Source organism: Kitasatospora sp. NPDC004531 (assembly GCF_053602195.1).
Map to the genome: position 1 here is coordinate 108,165 of NZ_JBSGDD010000002.1, position 18,614 is coordinate 126,778.

Consider the following 18,614-nt stretch of genomic DNA (forward strand, 5'->3'; position numbering starts at 1 on the left):
CAGTTCAACGGGTTGCACCGCGCGCCGCCCGGACCTGCTGAGAGGGCATGCCGAGGGCGGAGTGCAGCCGCCCACGCTACCAGGGCCGCCCCGCACCGCCCAAACCGGACCGACGGGCGGACCTGCGGGCGGACCGGCGGGCGGACGTGTGGGCCGAGCCGAGCGCGGCCGAGCCCGGTCAGGCGGTGATGAGCGGCTCGCCGTAGTGCTCGACCACCGGGAACGGGTCGTAGTAGCGGTGCAGCAGTTCGCGCCAGCGCCCGTACTCGGGGGAGCGGCGGAAGCCCTCGGTGTGGTCCTCCAGGGTCTCCCACCCGACCTGCAGCAGGAAGCGCGAGGTGCGGCCGTCGTCCAGGCAGCGGCGCAGTTCGAGGGAGCGGAAGCCCGGCTGGCCGGCGATCAGGGGGCGGGCCTCGGCGAAGCCGGCGAGGAAGTCGTCCTCCTGCCCGGGGCGGACGTCGAGCAGGGCGCTTTCCAAGATCATGCGGAGATCCTGGCGCATGCCCGCCCGGGTGGAAAGACCGGTCGGCCTCGGGCATGGGAGGATGGACGGAACCATATTGATCGGATCAGAAATCGGACCAAGGTGCCCGCGACCCCCAGCAACGTGCCAGAGCCCAGCCGTACTGACCCGGCGGTGATTCGCAACTTCTGCATCATCGCCCACATCGACCACGGCAAGTCGACGCTCGCCGACCGGATGCTGCAGATCACCGGCGTGGTGGACCCCCGGCAGATGCGCGCCCAGTACCTCGACCGGATGGACATCGAGCGCGAGCGCGGCATCACCATCAAGTCGCAGGCCGTCCGCCTCCCGTGGGCGCCCCGGACCGGTGAGAACGCGGGCAGGACGCACATCCTCAACATGATCGACACCCCCGGCCACGTGGACTTCACGTACGAGGTGTCCCGCTCCCTCGCGGCCTGCGAGGGAACCATCCTGGTGGTCGACGCGGCCCAGGGCATCGAGGCGCAGACCCTCGCCAACCTGTACCTGGCGCTGGAGAACGACCTCACCATCATTCCGGTGCTCAACAAGATCGACCTGCCGGCGGCGCAGCCCGAGAAGTACGCGGCGGAGATCGCGCACATCATCGGCTGCGACCCGGACGACGTGCTGAAGGTCTCCGCGAAGACCGGCCTCGGCGTCGAGGACCTGCTCGACCACGTGGTCGACAAGATCCCGGCCCCGGTCGGCATCAAGGACGCCCCGGCCCGCGCGATGATCTTCGACTCGGTGTACGACGCCTACCGCGGCGTGGTCACCTACGTGCGAGTGGTCGACGGCCAGCTCACCAAGCGTGAGCGGATCGCCATGATGTCCACCGGCGCCACCCACGAGCTGCTGGAGATCGGCGTCATCTCGCCCGAGCCGAAGGTCGCCGACGGCCTCGGCGTCGGCGAGGTGGGCTACATCATCACCGGTGTGAAGGACGTCCGGCAGTCCAAGGTCGGCGACACCATCACCTCGCAGAACAAGGGCGCCACCGAGCCGCTCGGCGGCTACAAGGACCCGCGTCCGATGGTGTTCTCCGGCCTGTACCCCTTGGACGGCTCGGACTACCCGCTGCTCCGCGACGCCCTCGACAAGCTGCGCCTGAACGACGCCGCGCTGGTCTACGAGCCGGAGACCTCGGTCGCCCTCGGCTTCGGCTACCGCTGCGGCTTCCTCGGCCTGCTGCACCTGGAGATCATCCGGGAGCGCCTGGAGCGCGAGTTCAACCTCGACCTGATCTCCACCGCCCCGAACGTGATCTACCGGGTGATCATGGAGGACGGCACCGAGCACACCGTCACCAACCCGAGCGAGTTCCCCACCGGCAAGATCGCCGAGGTGTACGAGCCGGTCGTGCGCGGCACCATCCTGGCCCCGAACGAGTTCGTCGGCGCGATCATGGAGCTCTGCCAGGCCCGCCGCGGCAACCTGCAGGGCATGGACTACCTCTCCGAGGACCGGGTGGAGCTGCGCTACACCCTGCCGCTGGCCGAGATCGTCTTCGACTTCTTCGACCAGCTGAAGTCCAAGACCCGCGGCTACGCCTCGCTGGACTACGAGCCCATCGGCGAGCAGTCCGCGAACCTGGTCAAGGTCGACATCCTGCTGCACGGTGACGCGGTGGACGCGTTCTCCGCGATCGTGCACAAGGACAAGGCCTACAACTACGGCGTGATGATGGCCGGCAAGCTGCAGAAGCTGATCCCGCGCCAGCAGTTCGAGGTGCCGATCCAGGCCGCGATCGGCTCCCGGGTGATCGCCCGTGAGACGGTCCGCGCGATCCGCAAGGACGTTCTCGCCAAGTGCTACGGCGGTGACATCTCGCGCAAGCGCAAGCTGCTGGAGAAGCAGAAGGAAGGCAAGAAGCGGATGAAGATGGTCGGCCGGGTGGAGGTCCCGCAGGAGGCCTTCATCGCCGCGCTGTCGACGGACGCGGAGGCGCCGAAGGAGAAGAAGTAGCTCCTTGGCAGGCCGCACGGGCCGGGTCCCCGCACGGGGTCCCGGCCCGTTGCCGTGCCCGGCGGCAGTCTGGGCCGCGGGGCGGAGGAAGCCGGTGACGGGTCAGCGCAGCGACAGCGGCAGACCCTTGACGATCGCCGCCTTGACCAGCCGCCCGACCGGACCGGTCAGCACCCCGGGGCGCATCGAGTCGTCGCCGTGGATCAGCTGCACCAGCGCCTCGCCGCGGCCCAGGCTCAGGCACTGGAGGGCGTAGCGGTACGAGAACGGCTGGTCGGTGCGTCCGCCGAGCAGCCGGCCCAGGTAGCGGCCCTGCGGCAGGGCGGTGGCGCAGGCCATGCGCAGCTGCCCGATGCCCGGCACCTCGACGGCGGCGGCGTCGCCGGCCACGTACACGTCGGGGTGCGACACCGAGCGCAGATGGTCGTCCACCACGGCCCGGCCGGCTTCGGTGACCGCGAGACCGGCTTCGGCGGCCAGCGGGTGCGGCTCCAGCGAGCCGGCCCACACCACCAGGTCGGCCGGGATCGGGCCGCCCGAGGTCTCCAGGCCGGCGGCGGTGACGGCGGTGACCCGGTGCGCCTCGTCCACCCGGACTCCGAGCCGGCCGAGCACCGACCGGATGTGCGCCCGGCCGCGCGGCGACAGCCAGCCGCCGACCTGTCCGGACGCCACCAGCCTGACCTGCCGGGCGGGGTGGGCCTCGGCGAGTTCGGTGGCCAGTTCGATGCCGGTCGCGCCGCCGCCGACCACCGCGATCGTTCCGGGCACGGGCGCCTCGGCGATCCGGCGGTGCAGCTCCTCGGCACGGTCCGCCGGGTAGGCGTGCTCGGCGGCACCCGGCACCTCGCTCCACGCGACCCGGCTGCCCAGCGCGTACACCAGGGTGTCGTAGGCGATCCGCTCGCCGTCCTCGGTGACCACCTTCCGTCCGGCCAGGTCGAGTTCGACGACCCGGGTCGCCAGGTGGTCGACCTCGCGGCCGCGCAGCACGCGGGCGATCTCCGGCCGGGAGACCCGGCGGCCGGCGGCGATCTCGTGCTGGCGGACCCGGTGGGCGAAGCGCCGCTCCGGGGCGATCAGGGTGACCCGGTTCGGCCCGCGGCCGATTCCGGCGGCGGCGGACAGCCCCGCGTAGCCCGCGCCGATCACCACGATGTGCTTGCCGGTCATCTCGTCCTCCTTCACGGACCCCGCCGGGCGGCGGGTACGGAAGGGGGACGGAGCGGCCCGGAGAAGTGTGACCGTGACGGGTGTCACGCCTCCTGGAGGTGGGCGAGCTTCTCGGGGTTGACCATCACGTACGCGGAGCTGATCCGGCCGTTCTCGACGGTGAACGCCATCACGCCGCCGACGACACCCGGCGCCGAGTACCAGACCGCGCCCGGCTCGCCGTTGACCAGCGCCGGAACCAGCGGGTGCGCCGGGTCCACCGAGCGCTCGCTGGGCTTGCGCACCAAGCGGCCCACGTGGATCGCGCCGACCACCGGACGGCGACCCGCGCGGACGATGCCGCCGCCGTCGGAGTGCCAGACCACCTCGGGGTCGAGCACCTCCATCAGCGTCATCAGGTCGCCGCCGGTCGCCGCATCGATGAACGCCGTCACCACCTGGCGGTGCTCGGCCGGGGCGACGGTGCTGCGGCGACCGCCGTCCCGCACCCGGCGGCGGGCCCGGGAGGCGAGCTGCCGGGTGGCCTCGGGGGAGCGGTCCAGCGCCGAGGCGATCTCCTCGAAGCCCACCGCGAACACGTCGTGCAGCACGAACGCCGCCCGCTCCGCCGGGGTCAGCTGCTCCATCACCGCCAGCATCGCCACCGACACGGCCTCACCGACCTCGGCCAGTTCGGCCGGGGACTCCTCGGAGCCCAGCAGCGGCTCCGGCAGCCACTCGCCGTAGTACGCCTCCCGGCGGGCCCGGGCCGAGCCCAGCTGGTCGTAGCAGAGCCTGGTCACGATCGTGGTCAGGTACGCGCGCGGCTCGGCGATGCCCGAACGGTCGGCGGACTGCCAGCGCAGCCAGGCCTCCTGCAGCACGTCCTCGGCGTCGGCGACCGAGCCCAGCAGGCGGTAGGCCACCGCGCCCAGGTAGCGGCGCTCGGCCTGGAACGCGTCCGCGGGGCCGGACGGCGTGGTGTCGACTGCGGTCGGATCGGGCATCCGCCAACGGTAGCGCGCCGAACGGCCCGAGCGTCGGCCGGTGTTGACTCGGCGTCAGGCAGGGTGGCCGGGCAGTGTCAGGGGCGGGCCGACGCCGGGTGCGAGGTGGTCTCCACGCTGTGCAGCAAGTCCCGGAGCAGGGTGTTCAGCTCGGACAGCCGCTGCTCGCCCAGCCGGTCGATGATCCGCTGCTGGACGGTGGTGCCCGCCGCCACCGCTCCGTCGACCCGCTCCCGGCCGAGGTCGGTGAGGGTGATCCGCAGGCCGCGCCGGTCGTTCGGATCGGGGGAGCGGGTGACCAGGCCGGCCCGCTCCAGCTTGTCCAGCCGGCCCGTCATGCCGCCGGTGGTGAGCATCAGGGTGGCGGTCAGCTCGCGCGGCGACAGCGAGAACGGCTCCCCGGAGCGGCGCAGCGTGGCCAGGACGTCGAACTCGCCGAGGCCGAGGCCGAACTGCGCGTAGGCCTGCTCCATCAGGTCGCTGACCGCGCGGGAGACCCGGTGCACCCGGCCGAACGCGGCCATCGCCTCCGTCCGGTCGGCGAGGTCCGGTCGCTCGTGCCGCCACTGGTCGGCGATCGCGTCCACGGGGTCGTGCGCAGTGCTGCGAAGGTCCACTCGGTCCATGTTCGCCAGTGTGGCACAGGGTCGCTCGGGGGTGAGCGGGTGAGCGGCGAGATTTCTTTCGTTAATTGACTCGACAGCAAGTAGCTTGGCGCTAAGCTATCTGCCATGCGAACCGTAGCTCTCACCGCGCTCGCCCCGCTCGCGTGGGGCTCCACCTATGCCGTGACGACCGAACTGCTCCCCGCGGACCGGCCGTTGCTCACCGCCACGCTGCGTGCCCTGCCCGCCGGCCTGGTGCTGCTGGCCGTCACCCGACGACTGCCCAGCGGCTCCTGGTGGTGGCGCTCGGCCGTGCTGGGCACACTCAACATCGGCGTCTTCTTCGCCCTGCTCTTCGTCGCCGCCTACCGCCTGCCGGGCGGCGTGGCCGCCGTCCTCGGCGCGATACAGCCGCTGCTGGCCGCCGGGCTGGCCGTTCCGCTGCTCGGGGAGCGGTTCGGGCGGCGGGCCCTGCTGGCCGGCACCGTCGGGGTCTTCGGCGTGGCCCTGGTGGTGCTGCGCGCCACCGCCCGACTGGACGCCGTCGGCGTGCTGGCCGGGCTCGCCGGAGCCGGGGCGATGGCCGCCGGCACGGTGCTCACCAAGCGCTGGGGCCGCCCGGAGGGAGTCGGCCCGCTCGCCCTGACGGGCTGGCAGCTCACCGCCGGCGGCCTGCTGCTGCTCCCGGTCGCCGCCCTGGCCGAGGGCGCCCCGCCGGCGCTCAGCGGCGCCAACCTGCTCGGGTACGGCTACCTCGCGGTGGCCAACACCGCGCTGGCGTACTGGGTCTGGTTCCGCGGCATCGGCCGCCTGCCCGCCACCTCCGTCGCCTTCCTGGGCCTGCTCAGCCCGGTGTCGGCGGCAGTGATCGGCTGGGCCGCCCTCGGCCAGTCCCTGAACGCCGTGCAGCTGCTGGGCATGGCCCTCGCCCTGAGCTCCACCCTGCTCGGGCAGCGTCCGGCCGGTCGGCCCGCCACCACCGTGGTCGCCGCCTCGGAAGGCACCCCGACCACCGACGCGACCGGTCCGACCGTCACCGCCCCGGCGGCGACGGCCCCCGCCACCGCCCTCGGCGCGATACGCCAGGGGGAGGCCCGCGATGCGGACCTCCCCCTGGGCGGCCGACCGGTCGAGCCGGTCGGCCGGGCCGCCGGCTGACGCCGGGTCAGTCGACCTCGGCCACCGCCTGGGCGAACTGCGCCTGGTACAGCCGGGCGTAGGCGCCCTCGGCGGCGATCAGCTCGTCGTGGCTGCCCTGCTCCACGATCGAACCGTTCTCCATCACCAGGATCACGTCGGCGTCCCGGATGGTGGAGAGGCGGTGGGCGATCACGAAGGAGGTGCGGCCGGTGCGCAGCTCCGCCATCGCCCGCTGGATCAGCACCTCGGTGCGGGTGTCGACGGAGCTGGTCGCCTCGTCCAGCACCAGGATCGACGGCTGGGCCAGGAAGGCGCGGGCGATGGTGATCAGCTGCTTCTCGCCCGCGCTGACACCGGTGCCCTCGTCGTCCAGGACGGTGTCGTAGCCGTCGGGGAGGGTGCGCACGAAGCGGTCCACGTGCGCGGCCTTCGCCGCGGCGATCACCTGCTCGCGGGTGGCGGATTCGGCACCGTAGGCGATGTTCTCGGCGATGGTGCCGCCGAACAGCCAGGTGTCCTGGAGCACCATGCCGATGCCGGAGCGCAGGTCCTCGCGGGACATCGCGGCGATGTCCACGCCGTCGAGGGTGATCCGGCCGCCGCTGACCTCGTAGAAGCGCATCAGGAGGTTGACCATGGTGGTCTTGCCGGCGCCGGTCGGGCCGACGATGGCCACGGTGTGGCCGGGTTCGACCTTCAGCGACAGGCCGTCGATGAGCGGCTTGTCCGGGTCGTAGCGGAAGGAGACGTCCTCGAAGGCGACGCGGCCGTGCACCTTGGCGGGGCGCTCCGGGTGCTGGGGCTCGGGGGACTGCTCCTCCGCGTCGAGCAGTTCGAAGACCCGCTCGGCGGAAGCGACTCCGGACTGCACCAGGTTGGCCATCGAGGCGACCTGGCTGAGGGGCTGGCTGAACTGACGGGAGTACTGGATGAACGCCTGGACGTCACCGATGGACAGCGCACCGCTGGCCACCCGGAGACCGCCGACCACCGCGACCAGCACGTAGTTGATGTTGCCGACCAGCATCATCGCGGGCTGGATGATGCCCGAGATGAACTGCGCACGGAAGGAGGCCTCGTAGAGTGCCTGGTTCTCCTGCTGGAAGAGCTCCGTGGCCTCCTTCTGGCGGCCGAAGACCTTCACCAGGCTGTGCCCGGTGAACATCTCCTCGATGTGGGCGTTCAGCTTGCCGGTGGAGCTCCACTGCTTGATGAACTGGGGCTGGGCGCGCTTGCCGACCTTCGCGGCGACCACCACCGACACCGGGACGGAGATCAGCGCGATCAGGGCCAGCAGCGGGGAGATCCAGAACATCATCGCCAGCACGCCGATGATGGTCAGGAGGGAGTTGACGACCTGTCCCATGGTCTGCTGCATCGACTGGTTGATGTTGTCGATGTCGTTGGTGACGCGGCTCAGCACCTCGCCGCGCGGTTGGCGGTCGAAGTAGCTGAGCGGCAGCCGGGCCAGCTTCGCCTCGGCCTCCTCCCGGAGCCGGAACACCGCGCGGTTGATCGCCAGGGCGGCCAGCCGGCCCTGGACCACGCCGAACACCACGGCGGCCAGGTAGATGCCCAGCACCCAGAGCAGGACGGTGCCGATGGCGCCGAAGTCCATGCCCTGGCCGGGGGTGAAGTCGATCGAGGCGAGCAGGTCGGCGATGTTGCCCTCGCCCCTGGCACGCAGGCCGTCGAGCACGGCCTCCTTGCTCGGGGCGCCGGCGAAGCGCGGTCCGGTGGCTCCGGCGACGATCAGGTCGGTCGCCTTGCCGAGCACTCGGGGGCCGGCCACCGCGCAGCCGACGGAGAGGGCGCCGAATCCGAGCACGGTGAACAGCAGCTTGCGTTCCGGCTTGAGCAGGCCGAGCAGGCGCTTTCCGGAACCGCCGAGGTTCTTGGCCTTCTCGGCTCCCTGGGCTCCCATGAACCGCCCGGGCCCGGGCCCGCCGCGGCGGGCGGCCGCCTCCTGCGAGGTGGAGGTCGCCGACTCCTCGCCGCTCTCGGCGGGGCCGGCCTCGGCGGAATCGGTTCTGCCCGCGCCGGCCTCGGCGAGCTGGGGCTTGGTCACGTCGGGGCTGTCGGGGGTGGTCACGCCGCCGCCTCCTGCTCGGTGAGCTGGGAGAGCACGATCTCCCGGTACGTCGGGTTGTCGGCCATCAGCTCCTGGTGGGTGCCGGAGCCGACGACGACGCCCTCGTCGAGGACGATGATCCGGTCGGCGTCGCGGATGGTGGAGACGCGCTGGGCGACGATCACCACGGTGGCGTTCTGGGTCTCGCCGGCGAGCGCGGCGCGCAGGCGGGCGTCGGTGGCGTAGTCGAGGGCCGAGAAGGAGTCGTCGAACAGGTAGATCTCGGGCTTGCGGACCAGGGCCCGGGCGATCGCCAGGCGCTGGCGCTGGCCGCCGGAGACGTTGGTGCCGCCCTGGGCGATCGGGGCGTCCAGGCCCTCGGGGAGCTTCTCCACGAAGTCCTTGGCCTGGGCGGTCTCCAGGGCGTGCCAGAGCTCCTCGTCGGTGGCGTCGGGCTTGCCGTAGCGCAGGTTGGAGGCGACGGTGCCGGAGAACAGGTACGGCTTCTGCGGGACGAGACCGATGACCTCGGACAGCTTCTGCGGGTCGAGTTCGCGCACGTTCACGCCGTTGACCAGCACCTCGCCGCCGGTGGCGTCGAAGAGCCGGGGGACGAGTCCGAGCAGGGTGGTCTTGCCGGAGCCGGTGGAGCCGATGACGGCGGTGGTCTCGCCGGGCCGGGCGGTCAGGTCGATGCCGCGCAGCACCGGCACCTCGGCGCCGGGGTAGCGGAAGTCGACGCCGCGCAGCTCCAGCGTGCCGTGGGCACGCAGCTCGGTGACGGGCGCGACCGGCGGGACGACGCTGGAGGAGGTGCCCAGCACCTCCTGGATGCGCTCGGCGCAGACCTCGGCGCGCGGCACCATCATGAACATGAAGGTGGCCATCATGACGCTCATCAGGATCTGCATCAGGTAGGACAGGAAGGCGGTGAGCGCGCCGATCTGCATCTGGCCGCCGTCGATGCGCTGCGCGCCGAACCAGAACACGGCGATGCTGGAGATGTTGACCACGCCCATGACGATGGGGAACATCAGCGCCATCAGCCGGCCGACCCGCAGCGAGTAGTCGGCGAGTTCGCCGTTGGCGCCGGTGAAGCGCTGCTTCTCGTGGTCGTCCTTGACGAAGGCGCGGATGACGCGGATGCCGGTGATCTGCTCGCGCATGATCCGGTTGACCGCGTCGATCCGGGTCTGCATGCCGCGGAACTGCGGCCGCATCCTGCTGACCAGCACGGTGACGACGGCACCCAGCGCGGGCACCACGACCACCAGCAGGCCGGACAGCGGAACGTCCTGGTTGAGGGCCATCACGATGCCGCCGACGCACATGATCGGCGCGGCGACCATCAGCGTGAAGGACAGCATCGCCAGCATCTGGACCTGCTGGACGTCGTTGGTGGTGCGGGTGATCAGCGAGGGAGCGCCGAACTGGTTGAGCTCGCGGGCGGAGAACTCCTGCACCCGGGAGAACACGCCGGTGCGCAGGTCGCGTCCGAGGGCCATCGCGGTGCGGGCGCCGTAGTAGACCGCGCCGATCGAGCAGACGGCCTGGGCCAGCGAGACGCCGACCATCACGCCGCCGACCCGCAGGATGTACCCGGTGTCGCCCTTGAGGACGCCGCTGTCGATGATGTCGGCGTTCAGCGTCGGCAGGTACAGCATGCCGATGGTGGAGATCAGCTGGAGCAGCACCAGCAGTGTGATGTCGCGGGAGTAGGGGCCCATATGGGCCCTGAGAAGTCTGAAAAGCACCGTGCCACTCTCGTCGTCGTGGGGGACGCGCGCATCCCAAATTCGGGTACTTGCGAAAAAGCTTCACCCGTGGACCGGGCCTGTCGCTTGTGCTCTGCTCTCTGCCTGCACTGCCGCCCCGCGGGTGTGCCAGCTCACGTCACCCCCTTACGGAACGGCTTTCCACCCCCTAGGCTGCTGATTGCCTTCTTGTTACTCACCGGTTAAGTCGGTTGTCGGCCGCGCCCCCACGGCCGCGTTCACCCACTCTCGGTCCACCCGCCCCCGGAGGTCCTCGTTGAGTTCCGCGCAGTCCATGATCGAGCGGCGTCCGCCCTCCGTGGCGCACCTTCTGCTCAGCAGGGTAAAGGCCACGCCGAACGGTGAGGCCTACCGGTACCCGGTCCCGGTGGACGAGCAGGCCGCGGACAGCGCACCGGGTGCGGAGCAGTGGCGGTCGCTGACCTGGGCCCAGGCGAACGAGCGGATCCGCGCCGTCGCGGCCGGCCTGATGGCGCTGGGCATCCGCGCCGAGGACCGGGTCGCGATCGCCTCCGCCACCCGGATCGAGTGGATCCTCGCGGACCTCGGCAACATGTGCGCCGGCGCCGCCACCACCACCGTCTACCCGAGCACCAACGCCGACGAGACGGCCTTCATCCTGGCCAACTCCGGCAGCCGCGCGCTGTTCGCCGAGAACGCGAGCCAGCTGCGCAAGGCCGCCGAGCAGAAGGCCGAGCTGCCCGCGCTGGAGCACGTGATCCTGTTCGACCCGGCGGGCGCGGACGAGGTGCCGGCCGAGGGCCTGACCGTGCTGACGCTGGCCGAGCTGGAGCAGCGCGGCACCGAGTACCTGGCCGAGAACCCGGACGCCGTCGACAAGGCGATCGACTCCCTCGACAAGGAGCAGCTGGCCACCCTGATCTACACCTCCGGCACCACCGGCCGCCCCAAGGGCGTGCGCCTGGTGCACGACTGCTGGTCGTACGAGGGCGTGGCGCAGGAGGAGAGCGGGCTGCTGCGCTCCGACGACGTGCAGTTCATGTGGCTGCCGCTGTCGCACGTGTTCGGCAAGACGCTGATCTCCGGGCAGATCGCCACCGGCCACGTGATGGCGGTGGACGGCCGGGTGGACCGGATCATCCACAACCTGCCGGTGATCCGTCCGACCCTGATGGCGTCCGCGCCGCGGATCTTCGAGAAGGTCTACAACGGCATCGCCGGCAAGGCCCGGGCCGAGGGCGGCGCCAAGTACAAGATCTTCATGTGGGCGGCGAATGTGGCCCGCGACTACGCGCAGGCCATCCAGGCCAACAAGGTCGCGCACGGCCACGAGAGCGCCCCGCTGGGCCTGCGGCTGCAGCACGCGCTGGCCGACAAGCTGGTGTACACCAAGATCCGGGCGGCGTTCGGCGGCCGGCTGCGCGGCGCGGTGTCCGGCAGTGCGGCGCTCGCCCCGGAGATCGGCTACTTCTTCAAGGGCGCGGGCGTCCCGGTGCTGGAGGGCTACGGCCTGACCGAGACCTCGGCCGGCTCCACCGTGAACCGGGCCGAGGATTTCCGGGTCGGCACCGTCGGCATCCCGCTGCCCGGCACCGAGGTGCGGATCGCCGAGGACGGCGAGATCCTGCTGCGCGGCCCGGGCGTCATGCGCGGCTACCACGAGATGCCGGAGCAGACCGCGGAGGTGCTGGAGCCGGACGGCTGGTTCCACACCGGCGACATCGGCGAGCTCGGCGCGGGCGGCTACCTGCGGATCACCGACCGCAAGAAGGACATGTTCAAGACCTCCGGCGGCAAGTACGTCGCGCCGAGCGAGGTCGAGGGCAAGTTCAAGGCGATCTGCCCGTTCGTCAGCAACATCCTGGTGATCGGCAACGGCCGCAACTTCTGCACCGCGCTGATCGGCCTGGACGAGACGGTGATCATGCCGTGGGCGGCCGAGCACGGCCTGGCCGGGAAGTCGTACGCCGAGGTGGTCGCGGACCCGGCCACCGTGGAGCTGATCGACGGCTTCGTGAAGCGCCTCAACGGCGAGCTGCAGCGCTGGCAGACGATCAAGAAGTTCGCCCTGCTGCCGCGCGACCTGGACATCGAGCACGGCGAACTCACCCCCAGCCTGAAGATCAAGCGCCCGGTGGTGGAGAAGACCTACGCCGACCGGGTGAGCGCGATGTACGCGGGTGCCAACGAGGCCTGAGCACCCCCGGTTCCGGTACGGCCTTCGGAGTTTCGCGGGCCGTACCGGACAATGGGCGCATGCCCTCCGCACTTCCCGACGGCGAACCCGTGCCGTCCGACGGCTCGCTGCCCGCCCACGCCCTGGACGGACTCGGCGCCCGGCCGTTCGGTTTCTACCTGCACGTGCCGTACTGCGCCAGCCGCTGCGGCTACTGCGACTTCAACACCTACACCGCCACCGAACTGCGCTCCTCGGGCACGGTCGCCTCGCAGGACACCTACGCCGACAACGTGATCGCGGAGATCCGGCAGGCCCGCCGGGTGCTCGGCGACACCGACCTGCCGGTCGAGACGGTGTTCCTGGGCGGCGGCACCCCCACCCTGCTGCCCGCCCGCGACCTGGTGCGGATGCTGGCCGCGCTGCGCGAGGAGTTCGGCCTGGCCGACGGCGCGGAGGTCACCACCGAGGCCAACCCGGAGTCGGTCGACCCGGCGTACCTGGCCGAGCTGCGCGAGGGCGGCTACAACCGGATCTCCTTCGGCATGCAGAGCGCCCGCCCGCACGTGCTGCAGATCCTGGACCGCCACCACACCCCGGGCCGCCCGGAGGCCTGCGTCGCCGAGGCCCGCGCGGCCGGCTTCGAACACGTCAACCTGGACCTGATCTACGGCACCCCCGGCGAGAGCGACGAGGACTGGCAGGCCTCGCTGGACGCCGCGATCGGCGCCCGCCCGGACCACGTCTCCGCGTACTCGCTGATCGTCGAGGACGGCACCCGGCTGGCCGCCCGGGTGCGGCGCGGCGAGCTGCCGATGATCGACGACGACGTGCACGCCGACCGCTACCTGATGGCCGACCGGGCGCTCGCCGCCGCCGGGTACTCCTGGTACGAGGTCTCCAACTGGGCCACCACGCCCGAGGGCCGCTGCCGCCACAACGAGCTGTACTGGACCGGCGCCGACTGGTGGGGGGCCGGGCCGGGCGCGCACAGCCACGTCGGCGGGGTCCGCTGGTGGAACGCCAAGCACCCGGCCGCGTACGCGCAGGCGCTCGCCGAGGGCCGCACGCCCGCGCTCGGCCGCGAGGTACTGGCGGGCGAGGACCGGCGGGTCGAGCGGATCCTGCTGGAGCTGCGCCTGGTCGAGGGCTGCCCGCTGGACCTGCTCACCGACACCGGACGCGAGGCCGCCGACCGGGCGCTCGCCGACGGCCTGCTGGAGCCCGGCCCGTACGCCCTCGGCCGGGCCGCACTGACCCTGCGCGGTCGGCTGCTGGCCGACGCGGTGGTGCGCGACCTGGTCGACTGAGGCCCGGCAGGCCGGCCCCGGCGGGCCCGCCGTCGCAGGCCCGCCCCGGCAGGCTTGCCCGGCGGGCCTGCCGTCAACAGGCCGTCCTCCAAACCCACCGGGAGGGGGACAGCGGGCGTGAAACGCCACGGCGCGCTGCGGCCAATTACTCGGTGAAGGGACCCACCGGGTTCCCCCGACCGAGGAGGGACGCATGCGCATCCGTGAGCACCCTCAGCACGAACCGCTCCCCGAGGACCGTCCGCCGGAGCTGACCACTCCGGACGGCTTCGGCACGTTCTACCGTCAACACGTCAACGCCATACTCGACTTCGTCACCCGCCGGGTCAGCGACCCGCACCTCGCGGCCGACCTGACGGCGGACATCTTCGTCGCTGCGCTGGAGGCCGCCGGCAGCTACCGGCCCGAGCGCGGGACGGCGGTGGGCTGGCTGTACGGCATCGCCCGGTACGTCATCGCGGGGCACCGGCGCGGCGACCACCGGGAGCGCCGGGCGATAGGGCGGCTGTCCGGCCGCCGGCTGCTCGACGAAGAGGACATCCTCGCCCTGGAGGAGCGGATCGACGCCCAGCGCGCCGTCCGCGACCTCGCGCAGCAGCACGCCGGCCTCAGCGCGCCGCTGCGCGAAGTCCTCGACCTGGTCGTCATGGACGGCCTCACCACCGCCGAGGCCGCGCAGGCGCTGAACATCTCGCAGGCCACCGTCCGGGTCCGGCTGCACCGGGCCCGCCGGCGGCTCGGCGCCGAACGGCAGCCCGCCCGCAAGGACCTGCCGAGGCCGGGCCCGCTGCTGCCCCGCCCCACCGCCCCCGCCGACCCGATCATCGAGGTGACGTCGTGACCCGCCCAAGCCGTACCCCGTCCACCAGCCACTTCGAGCAGCTGCTCGGCGAGGAGCTGTCGGCCCTCGCCGCCGAGCGCGCCGCCGCCTCGGCCCGCCGCCCGGGCGTGCTGCGCCGCCGCCCGCTGCTGGCCGCCGTCGCGGTCGGCGCGGCCGCGGTGGTCACCGCACTGGTGCTGCCCGCGATACTGGGCAGCGCGCACGGCGGGAACGCCGCGTACGCCGTCACCCAGGAGTCCGACGGCACCATCGCCCTGAAGCTCCGCGACCCGGCCGCGCTGCCCGACCTGGTCGCCACCCTGCAGCGGTACGGGGTGCGGGCGGCCGGTATCGAGCAGGCCAGGACGCCGGAGGAGTGCACCCTGCCGGAGCCGGTGGGCACCCGCGCCCAGGCCGACCGGGTGCGGCCGGGCGACGGTCCGGGCACGGTGCGGATCGACCCGAAGCTCGTCCCACCCGGGTCGACGGTGCTGCTGACGGCGGGCCGGACGGAGGTCGGCGGCGGGGTGATGAGCTCCTTCCGCGCCGTGGTGGTGGACGCGGTGCCCGCCTGCGTGCCCGCGCCGCGGATCACCGTGGGGCAGGTGATCGAGCCGTCCGGTCTCCGGGGCGCGACCCCGGTCGCGACCGTCCTGTCGTCCGTCGGGCAGGCCGGATGAACGATCGTCAGCCGCTGCCAGGCAGGGTGACGAAGTCGATCAACTCCTCGACCCGGCCGAGGAGTTCGGGCTCCAGGTCCTTCCAGCCGTCGACCGAGGCGAGGATCCGCTTCCAGGCGGCGGGAGTGTCCACCGGCCAGCCGAGACGCCGGCAGATGCCCTCCTTCCACACCTCGGCGCGCGGCACCTCGGGCCAGGCGGCGAAGCCGAGACCGGCCGGCTTGACGGCCTGCCAGATGTCGACGTACGGGTGGCCGACCACCAGGACGTGATCGCCCGTCACCCGTGCGGCGATCCGGTGCTCCTTGGTGCCGGGCAGCAGGTGGTCGACCAGCACGCCGAGCCGGCGGCCGGGGCCGGGGGCGAACTCGGCGACGATCGCGGGCAGGTCGTCGACACCCTCCAGGTACTCGACCACCACGCCCTCGATCCGCAGGTCGTCGCCCCACACCCGCTCGACCAGTTCGGCGTCGTGCCGGCCCTCGACGTAGATCCGCGACTCGCGGGCCACCCGGGCGCGCGCCCCGGGCACCGCGATCGACCCGGAGGCCGTACGCCCCGGCCCGCGCTGCGGAGCCTGGAGGGGCGGGCGGACCAGCGTCACCACCCGCCCCTCCAACAGGAATCCACGCGGCACCAGCGGGAACACCCGGTGCTTGCCGAACCGGTCCTCCAACGTGACGGTGAACCCCTCGGCCGTCCGCTCGCAGCGCACCACCGCGCCGCAGAACCCGGTCGCCGCCTCCTCCACCACCAGGTCCCGCTCCGCCACCACCTCCGGCGCGGGCTGCTGCCGCTTCCACGGCGGGGTCAGATCGGGGCCGTACTCCCTGCTGCGCATGTCCGGCAGTCTACGAAACCGCCCCCGACGGGCCGTCAGCCGCTGTACGGCGCGGCCGTCGACAGCACCTCGACGATCCGCTCCCCGACCGCCTTCCCGTGCGACAGCGTCCGCACCTCCGCGTCGCCCCAGCGCGGGCGCACACCCCGGACGGCCAGCAGGTGCACCACCCGCAGGGTGCGCAGCGTGTTCGACACCTCGGCCGGCACCGGCCCGGGCTCGCCGGTGGCGAACAGGGCGGCCACCGGGTCCAGCCAGTCGACGGCCTGGCGCGGGGTCAGCTCGGGCCGGGTCAGCGTCAGGGCGATCGCGAAGCCGAGGCGATCGTCCTCCATCGCGTCGAAGACGTGACCGGTCGGGGCGAGCAGGCGGGCCGCACCGAGCGCGGGCAGCGGCGCAGGGTCGATGTCCGGGTGCTGCCCGAAAGCGGCCAGCAGGTCGGCGCCGTGCGCGACGGCGTGCAGCCAGCCCAGTGCGGGGTGGTGCCCGCGCAGGTCGGTCTCGGCCGGGTACCAGCGGGCGAACTCGGTGAGCCAGTCGGCGCGCAGGGCGCCGGTCCGCACGATGCGGGCCAGGACCAGCGGCGCGAACGTCCGGGCCTGGATCTCGGGCTCCTCGAAGCGGGCCGCCATCACGTCGCCGAGCGCCAGCCGGCGCTCCTGCGACAGTCCGGGTATCCAGCCGGCCAGCCGGGCGTACGCGCGTTCGTCCCGCTCCATCGGGTCGGGCGAGCGCAGCGCCTCGCAGACGGCGGCGAGCTCGGCGTCGGACGGATCACGGTCGGGCAGGGCGGTCCAGTCGGTCACGGACGACCACCCTAGGGTTCAGCCCTCCAGGCCGGGGGCGCCCCAGACCGGGAACCAGCGGGAGAGGTCGGACTCGATGCGGAGGTCGTTGCGGAGCAGGTTGGAGATCTCGATCTCCAGGGGGTTGTCGCGCTTCTCCTGGCCGGGGACCTTGCACATGGGGTAGAAGGTGCCGCGCTTGTACAGGTAGACCAGGCCCAGCGAGCGGCCCTCGGGGTCGCGGAAGGCGACGAGTGAGCAGAGGAGTTGCGGGCCGAAGCCGTTGGCCTCCAGTTCGCTGTTGACCGCGTGCAGGTCGTTGACCAGGTCGGGCAGTTCGTCGGGGGCGTGCCGGGCGAGCAGCCAGGAGTAGCCGTAGTCGTCCCGGGAGGCCTCGACGGGGACGCCGCCGCGTTCGGTGTCGGCGTCCAGCAGGGCCCGCACCTGCGCCTGCACCTCGGCGAACGCGCCGCCCTCGACGGCGGCGAAGCACACCGAGCCGAGGCCGGTGGGGCGGAAGCCGGTGGCGGCCTGCAGGGTGAGTGCCGCCGACGGGATGCCGAACAGCTGGTCGAGGTCCGGCTTCACCGGCTTGCTGCGGCCGAACAGGGCGTCCAGGAATCCCACGGGCGAGCTCCTTGGTCGAGGTCGGAGGGCGGTCACTGCCCGAGTTCGGAGGAGATCTTCGACAGCTGCGCGAGGCGCTGCTCCAGCGACGGGTGGGTGGACAGCAGCTGGGCCGCGGTCTCCTTGGCGCTCAGCGCGGGTGCGAAGTAGAAGGCGTTGTAGGGCTGGGCCTTGCGCAGGTCCTCGGTCGGGATGGCGGCGATCTGGCCGGTCACCTTGGTGAGCGCGGAGGCCAGGGCGCTGGGGCGTCCGGTCAGCTGGGCGGCGGCCCGGTCGGCGGCGAGCTCGCGGTAGCGCGACAGCAGCCGGGTGAGCAGGAAGCTGATCGCGTACACCACCATCGACACCAGCGGGACGACGATCATCGCGATGGCCGCGTTGGAGTCGTTGTTGTTGCGGTTGCCGCCGCCCATCATCCCGCCGTACAGCGCGATTCGGGTCATCGCACCGGCCAGCACGCCGAGGAAGCCGGCCACCGTCATCACCGCCACGTCCCGGTGCGCGACGTGCGAGAGTTCGTGGGCGAGGACGCCCTCCAGCTCCTCCGGTTCGAGTCGGCGCAGCAGGCCGGTGGTCACGCAGACCACCGCGTTCTCGGGGTTGCGGCCGGTGGCGAAGGCGTTGGGCATGTCGTTGTGGGCGACCGCGACCCGCGGTTTGGGCATGTCGGCGAGCGCGCACAGCCGGTCCACCGCGCCGTGCAGCTGCGGAAACTCCTCGGGGGAGGCCGGGTGGGCGCCCATCGCCCGTTCGGTGATCTTGTCGGAGAACCAGAACTGCGCGACGAACAGTCCGCCGGAGATCAGCACCACCAGCGGCCAGGCGCCGCGCAGCAGCACGATCAGCAGCCCGGTGAAGCCGACGTAGAGCAGGCCGATCAGGAACATGGTGGTGACCATCCGGCCGGTCAGGCCGCGGTCGGGGGTGAACCGGGAGTGCTGCCGTGATGCCGACATCGCTGCTCCTCCTTCGCCGTCCTCGCCTTCGATGCTGCCACCGGCGGGGCCCGCGGGCACCATCCGCGGCGAGCGGAATCCGACGTGAGTGGGAGGGGAATCCGGGGGGAAGGCGGGGGAAACGCGGCGGCACCGGCCCCCGGCGGCGGGTGGCGCGGCGTTCGGGTGCGGGATTTCGGTCGAGGATCACGTGGGCGGACCGTTCCTGCCATCAGGCCCGGGCCGTACACTGGCAGGTACGGTTCTGGCACTC

Annotated in this window: 16 protein-coding genes; 6 read left to right on the forward strand and 10 right to left on the reverse strand. The window is 72.2% G+C overall.

Features of this window, described 5'->3' with window-relative positions:
- Positions 1-178 precede the first annotated feature (178 nt).
- Complete coding sequence (locus ACWEMJ_RS01745) at positions 179-484, reverse strand: antibiotic biosynthesis monooxygenase family protein (RefSeq protein WP_452134925.1); 306 nt, start codon at positions 482-484, stop codon at positions 179-181.
- A 102-nt stretch (positions 485-586) separates the two neighbouring features.
- Between ACWEMJ_RS01745 and lepA the strand changes: the two genes are divergently transcribed.
- Complete coding sequence (lepA, locus tag ACWEMJ_RS01750; RefSeq protein ID WP_452134926.1) at positions 587-2,455, forward strand: translation elongation factor 4; 1,869 nt, start codon at positions 587-589, stop codon at positions 2,453-2,455.
- 102 nt (positions 2,456-2,557) lie between these two features.
- Here lepA and ACWEMJ_RS01755 read toward each other — a convergent pair whose 3' ends face one another.
- The 3 genes from ACWEMJ_RS01755 to ACWEMJ_RS01765 all read right to left on the reverse strand — a co-directional run bounded on the left by ACWEMJ_RS01755 (position 2,558) and on the right by ACWEMJ_RS01765 (position 5,240).
- The gene (locus tag ACWEMJ_RS01755) at positions 2,558-3,628 is read right to left on the reverse strand and encodes an NAD(P)/FAD-dependent oxidoreductase (RefSeq protein WP_452134927.1); all 1,071 of its coding nucleotides are present in this window, start codon (positions 3,626-3,628) and stop codon (positions 2,558-2,560) included.
- 83 nt (positions 3,629-3,711) lie between these two features.
- Positions 3,712-4,614, reverse strand: a complete 903-nt coding sequence (gene sigJ, locus ACWEMJ_RS01760; RefSeq protein WP_452134928.1) for an RNA polymerase sigma factor SigJ — start codon at positions 4,612-4,614, stop codon at positions 3,712-3,714.
- A 77-nt stretch (positions 4,615-4,691) separates the two neighbouring features.
- Positions 4,692-5,240 (reverse strand): MarR family winged helix-turn-helix transcriptional regulator, encoded by a 549-nt coding sequence (locus ACWEMJ_RS01765; protein WP_452134929.1) that lies wholly within the window; start codon positions 5,238-5,240, stop codon positions 4,692-4,694.
- A gap of 105 nt (positions 5,241-5,345) precedes the next feature.
- Here ACWEMJ_RS01765 and ACWEMJ_RS01770 point away from each other — a divergent pair, with 105 nt between their 5' ends.
- Positions 5,346-6,377: an EamA family transporter gene (locus tag ACWEMJ_RS01770; RefSeq protein WP_452134930.1), complete on the forward strand. Its 1,032-nt coding sequence runs from the start codon at positions 5,346-5,348 to the stop codon at positions 6,375-6,377.
- Positions 6,378-6,384: 7 nt separating this feature from the next.
- Here the strand turns inward: ACWEMJ_RS01770 and ACWEMJ_RS01775 are convergent, their stop codons facing one another.
- A complete protein-coding gene (locus tag ACWEMJ_RS01775; RefSeq protein ID WP_452135010.1) occupies positions 6,385-8,283 on the reverse strand; it encodes an ABC transporter ATP-binding protein in 1,899 nt (632 codons plus the stop codon).
- Positions 8,284-8,447: 164 nt separating this feature from the next.
- A complete protein-coding gene (locus ACWEMJ_RS01780) occupies positions 8,448-10,184 on the reverse strand; it encodes an ABC transporter ATP-binding protein (protein ID WP_452134931.1) in 1,737 nt (578 codons plus the stop codon).
- A 277-nt stretch (positions 10,185-10,461) separates the two neighbouring features.
- Between ACWEMJ_RS01780 and ACWEMJ_RS01785 the strand changes: the two genes are divergently transcribed.
- The 4 genes from ACWEMJ_RS01785 (at position 10,462) to ACWEMJ_RS01800 (ending at position 15,152) form a co-directional block, all read left to right on the forward strand.
- On the forward strand, positions 10,462-12,363 hold the full coding sequence (locus tag ACWEMJ_RS01785; protein ID WP_452134932.1) for an AMP-dependent synthetase/ligase: 1,902 nt from the start codon (positions 10,462-10,464) through the stop codon (positions 12,361-12,363).
- Positions 12,364-12,422: 59 nt separating this feature from the next.
- Positions 12,423-13,652, forward strand: a complete 1,230-nt coding sequence (gene hemW / locus ACWEMJ_RS01790) for a radical SAM family heme chaperone HemW (RefSeq protein ID WP_452134933.1) — start codon at positions 12,423-12,425, stop codon at positions 13,650-13,652.
- A 193-nt stretch (positions 13,653-13,845) separates the two neighbouring features.
- On the forward strand, positions 13,846-14,493 hold the full coding sequence (locus ACWEMJ_RS01795) for an RNA polymerase sigma factor (protein ID WP_452134934.1): 648 nt from the start codon (positions 13,846-13,848) through the stop codon (positions 14,491-14,493).
- Entirely contained in the window at positions 14,490-15,152 is a 663-nt protein-coding gene (locus ACWEMJ_RS01800; protein WP_452134935.1) for a hypothetical protein, read from the forward strand. Before ACWEMJ_RS01795 ends, ACWEMJ_RS01800 begins: the two co-directional genes overlap by 4 nt.
- A gap of 7 nt (positions 15,153-15,159) precedes the next feature.
- On the opposite strand, the gene ACWEMJ_RS01805 is transcribed toward ACWEMJ_RS01800, so the two are convergent.
- From ACWEMJ_RS01805 to htpX, 4 genes are read right to left on the reverse strand one after another with little or no spacing between them, the layout of a single operon-like run.
- Positions 15,160-15,993 (reverse strand): DUF3097 domain-containing protein, encoded by an 834-nt coding sequence (locus tag ACWEMJ_RS01805; protein ID WP_452134936.1) that lies wholly within the window; start codon positions 15,991-15,993, stop codon positions 15,160-15,162.
- A 35-nt stretch (positions 15,994-16,028) separates the two neighbouring features.
- Positions 16,029-16,799: a DUF2785 domain-containing protein gene (locus tag ACWEMJ_RS01810; RefSeq protein ID WP_452134937.1), complete on the reverse strand. Its 771-nt coding sequence runs from the start codon at positions 16,797-16,799 to the stop codon at positions 16,029-16,031.
- An 18-nt stretch (positions 16,800-16,817) separates the two neighbouring features.
- Positions 16,818-17,405 carry a PspA-associated protein PspAB gene (pspAB, locus tag ACWEMJ_RS01815; protein WP_452134938.1) on the reverse strand — a complete coding sequence of 196 codons (588 nt, stop codon included), beginning with the start codon at positions 17,403-17,405 and terminating at the stop codon, positions 16,818-16,820.
- 32 nt (positions 17,406-17,437) lie between these two features.
- Positions 17,438-18,361: a zinc metalloprotease HtpX gene (gene htpX / locus ACWEMJ_RS01820; RefSeq protein WP_452134939.1), complete on the reverse strand. Its 924-nt coding sequence runs from the start codon at positions 18,359-18,361 to the stop codon at positions 17,438-17,440.
- Positions 18,362-18,614 lie beyond the last annotated feature (253 nt).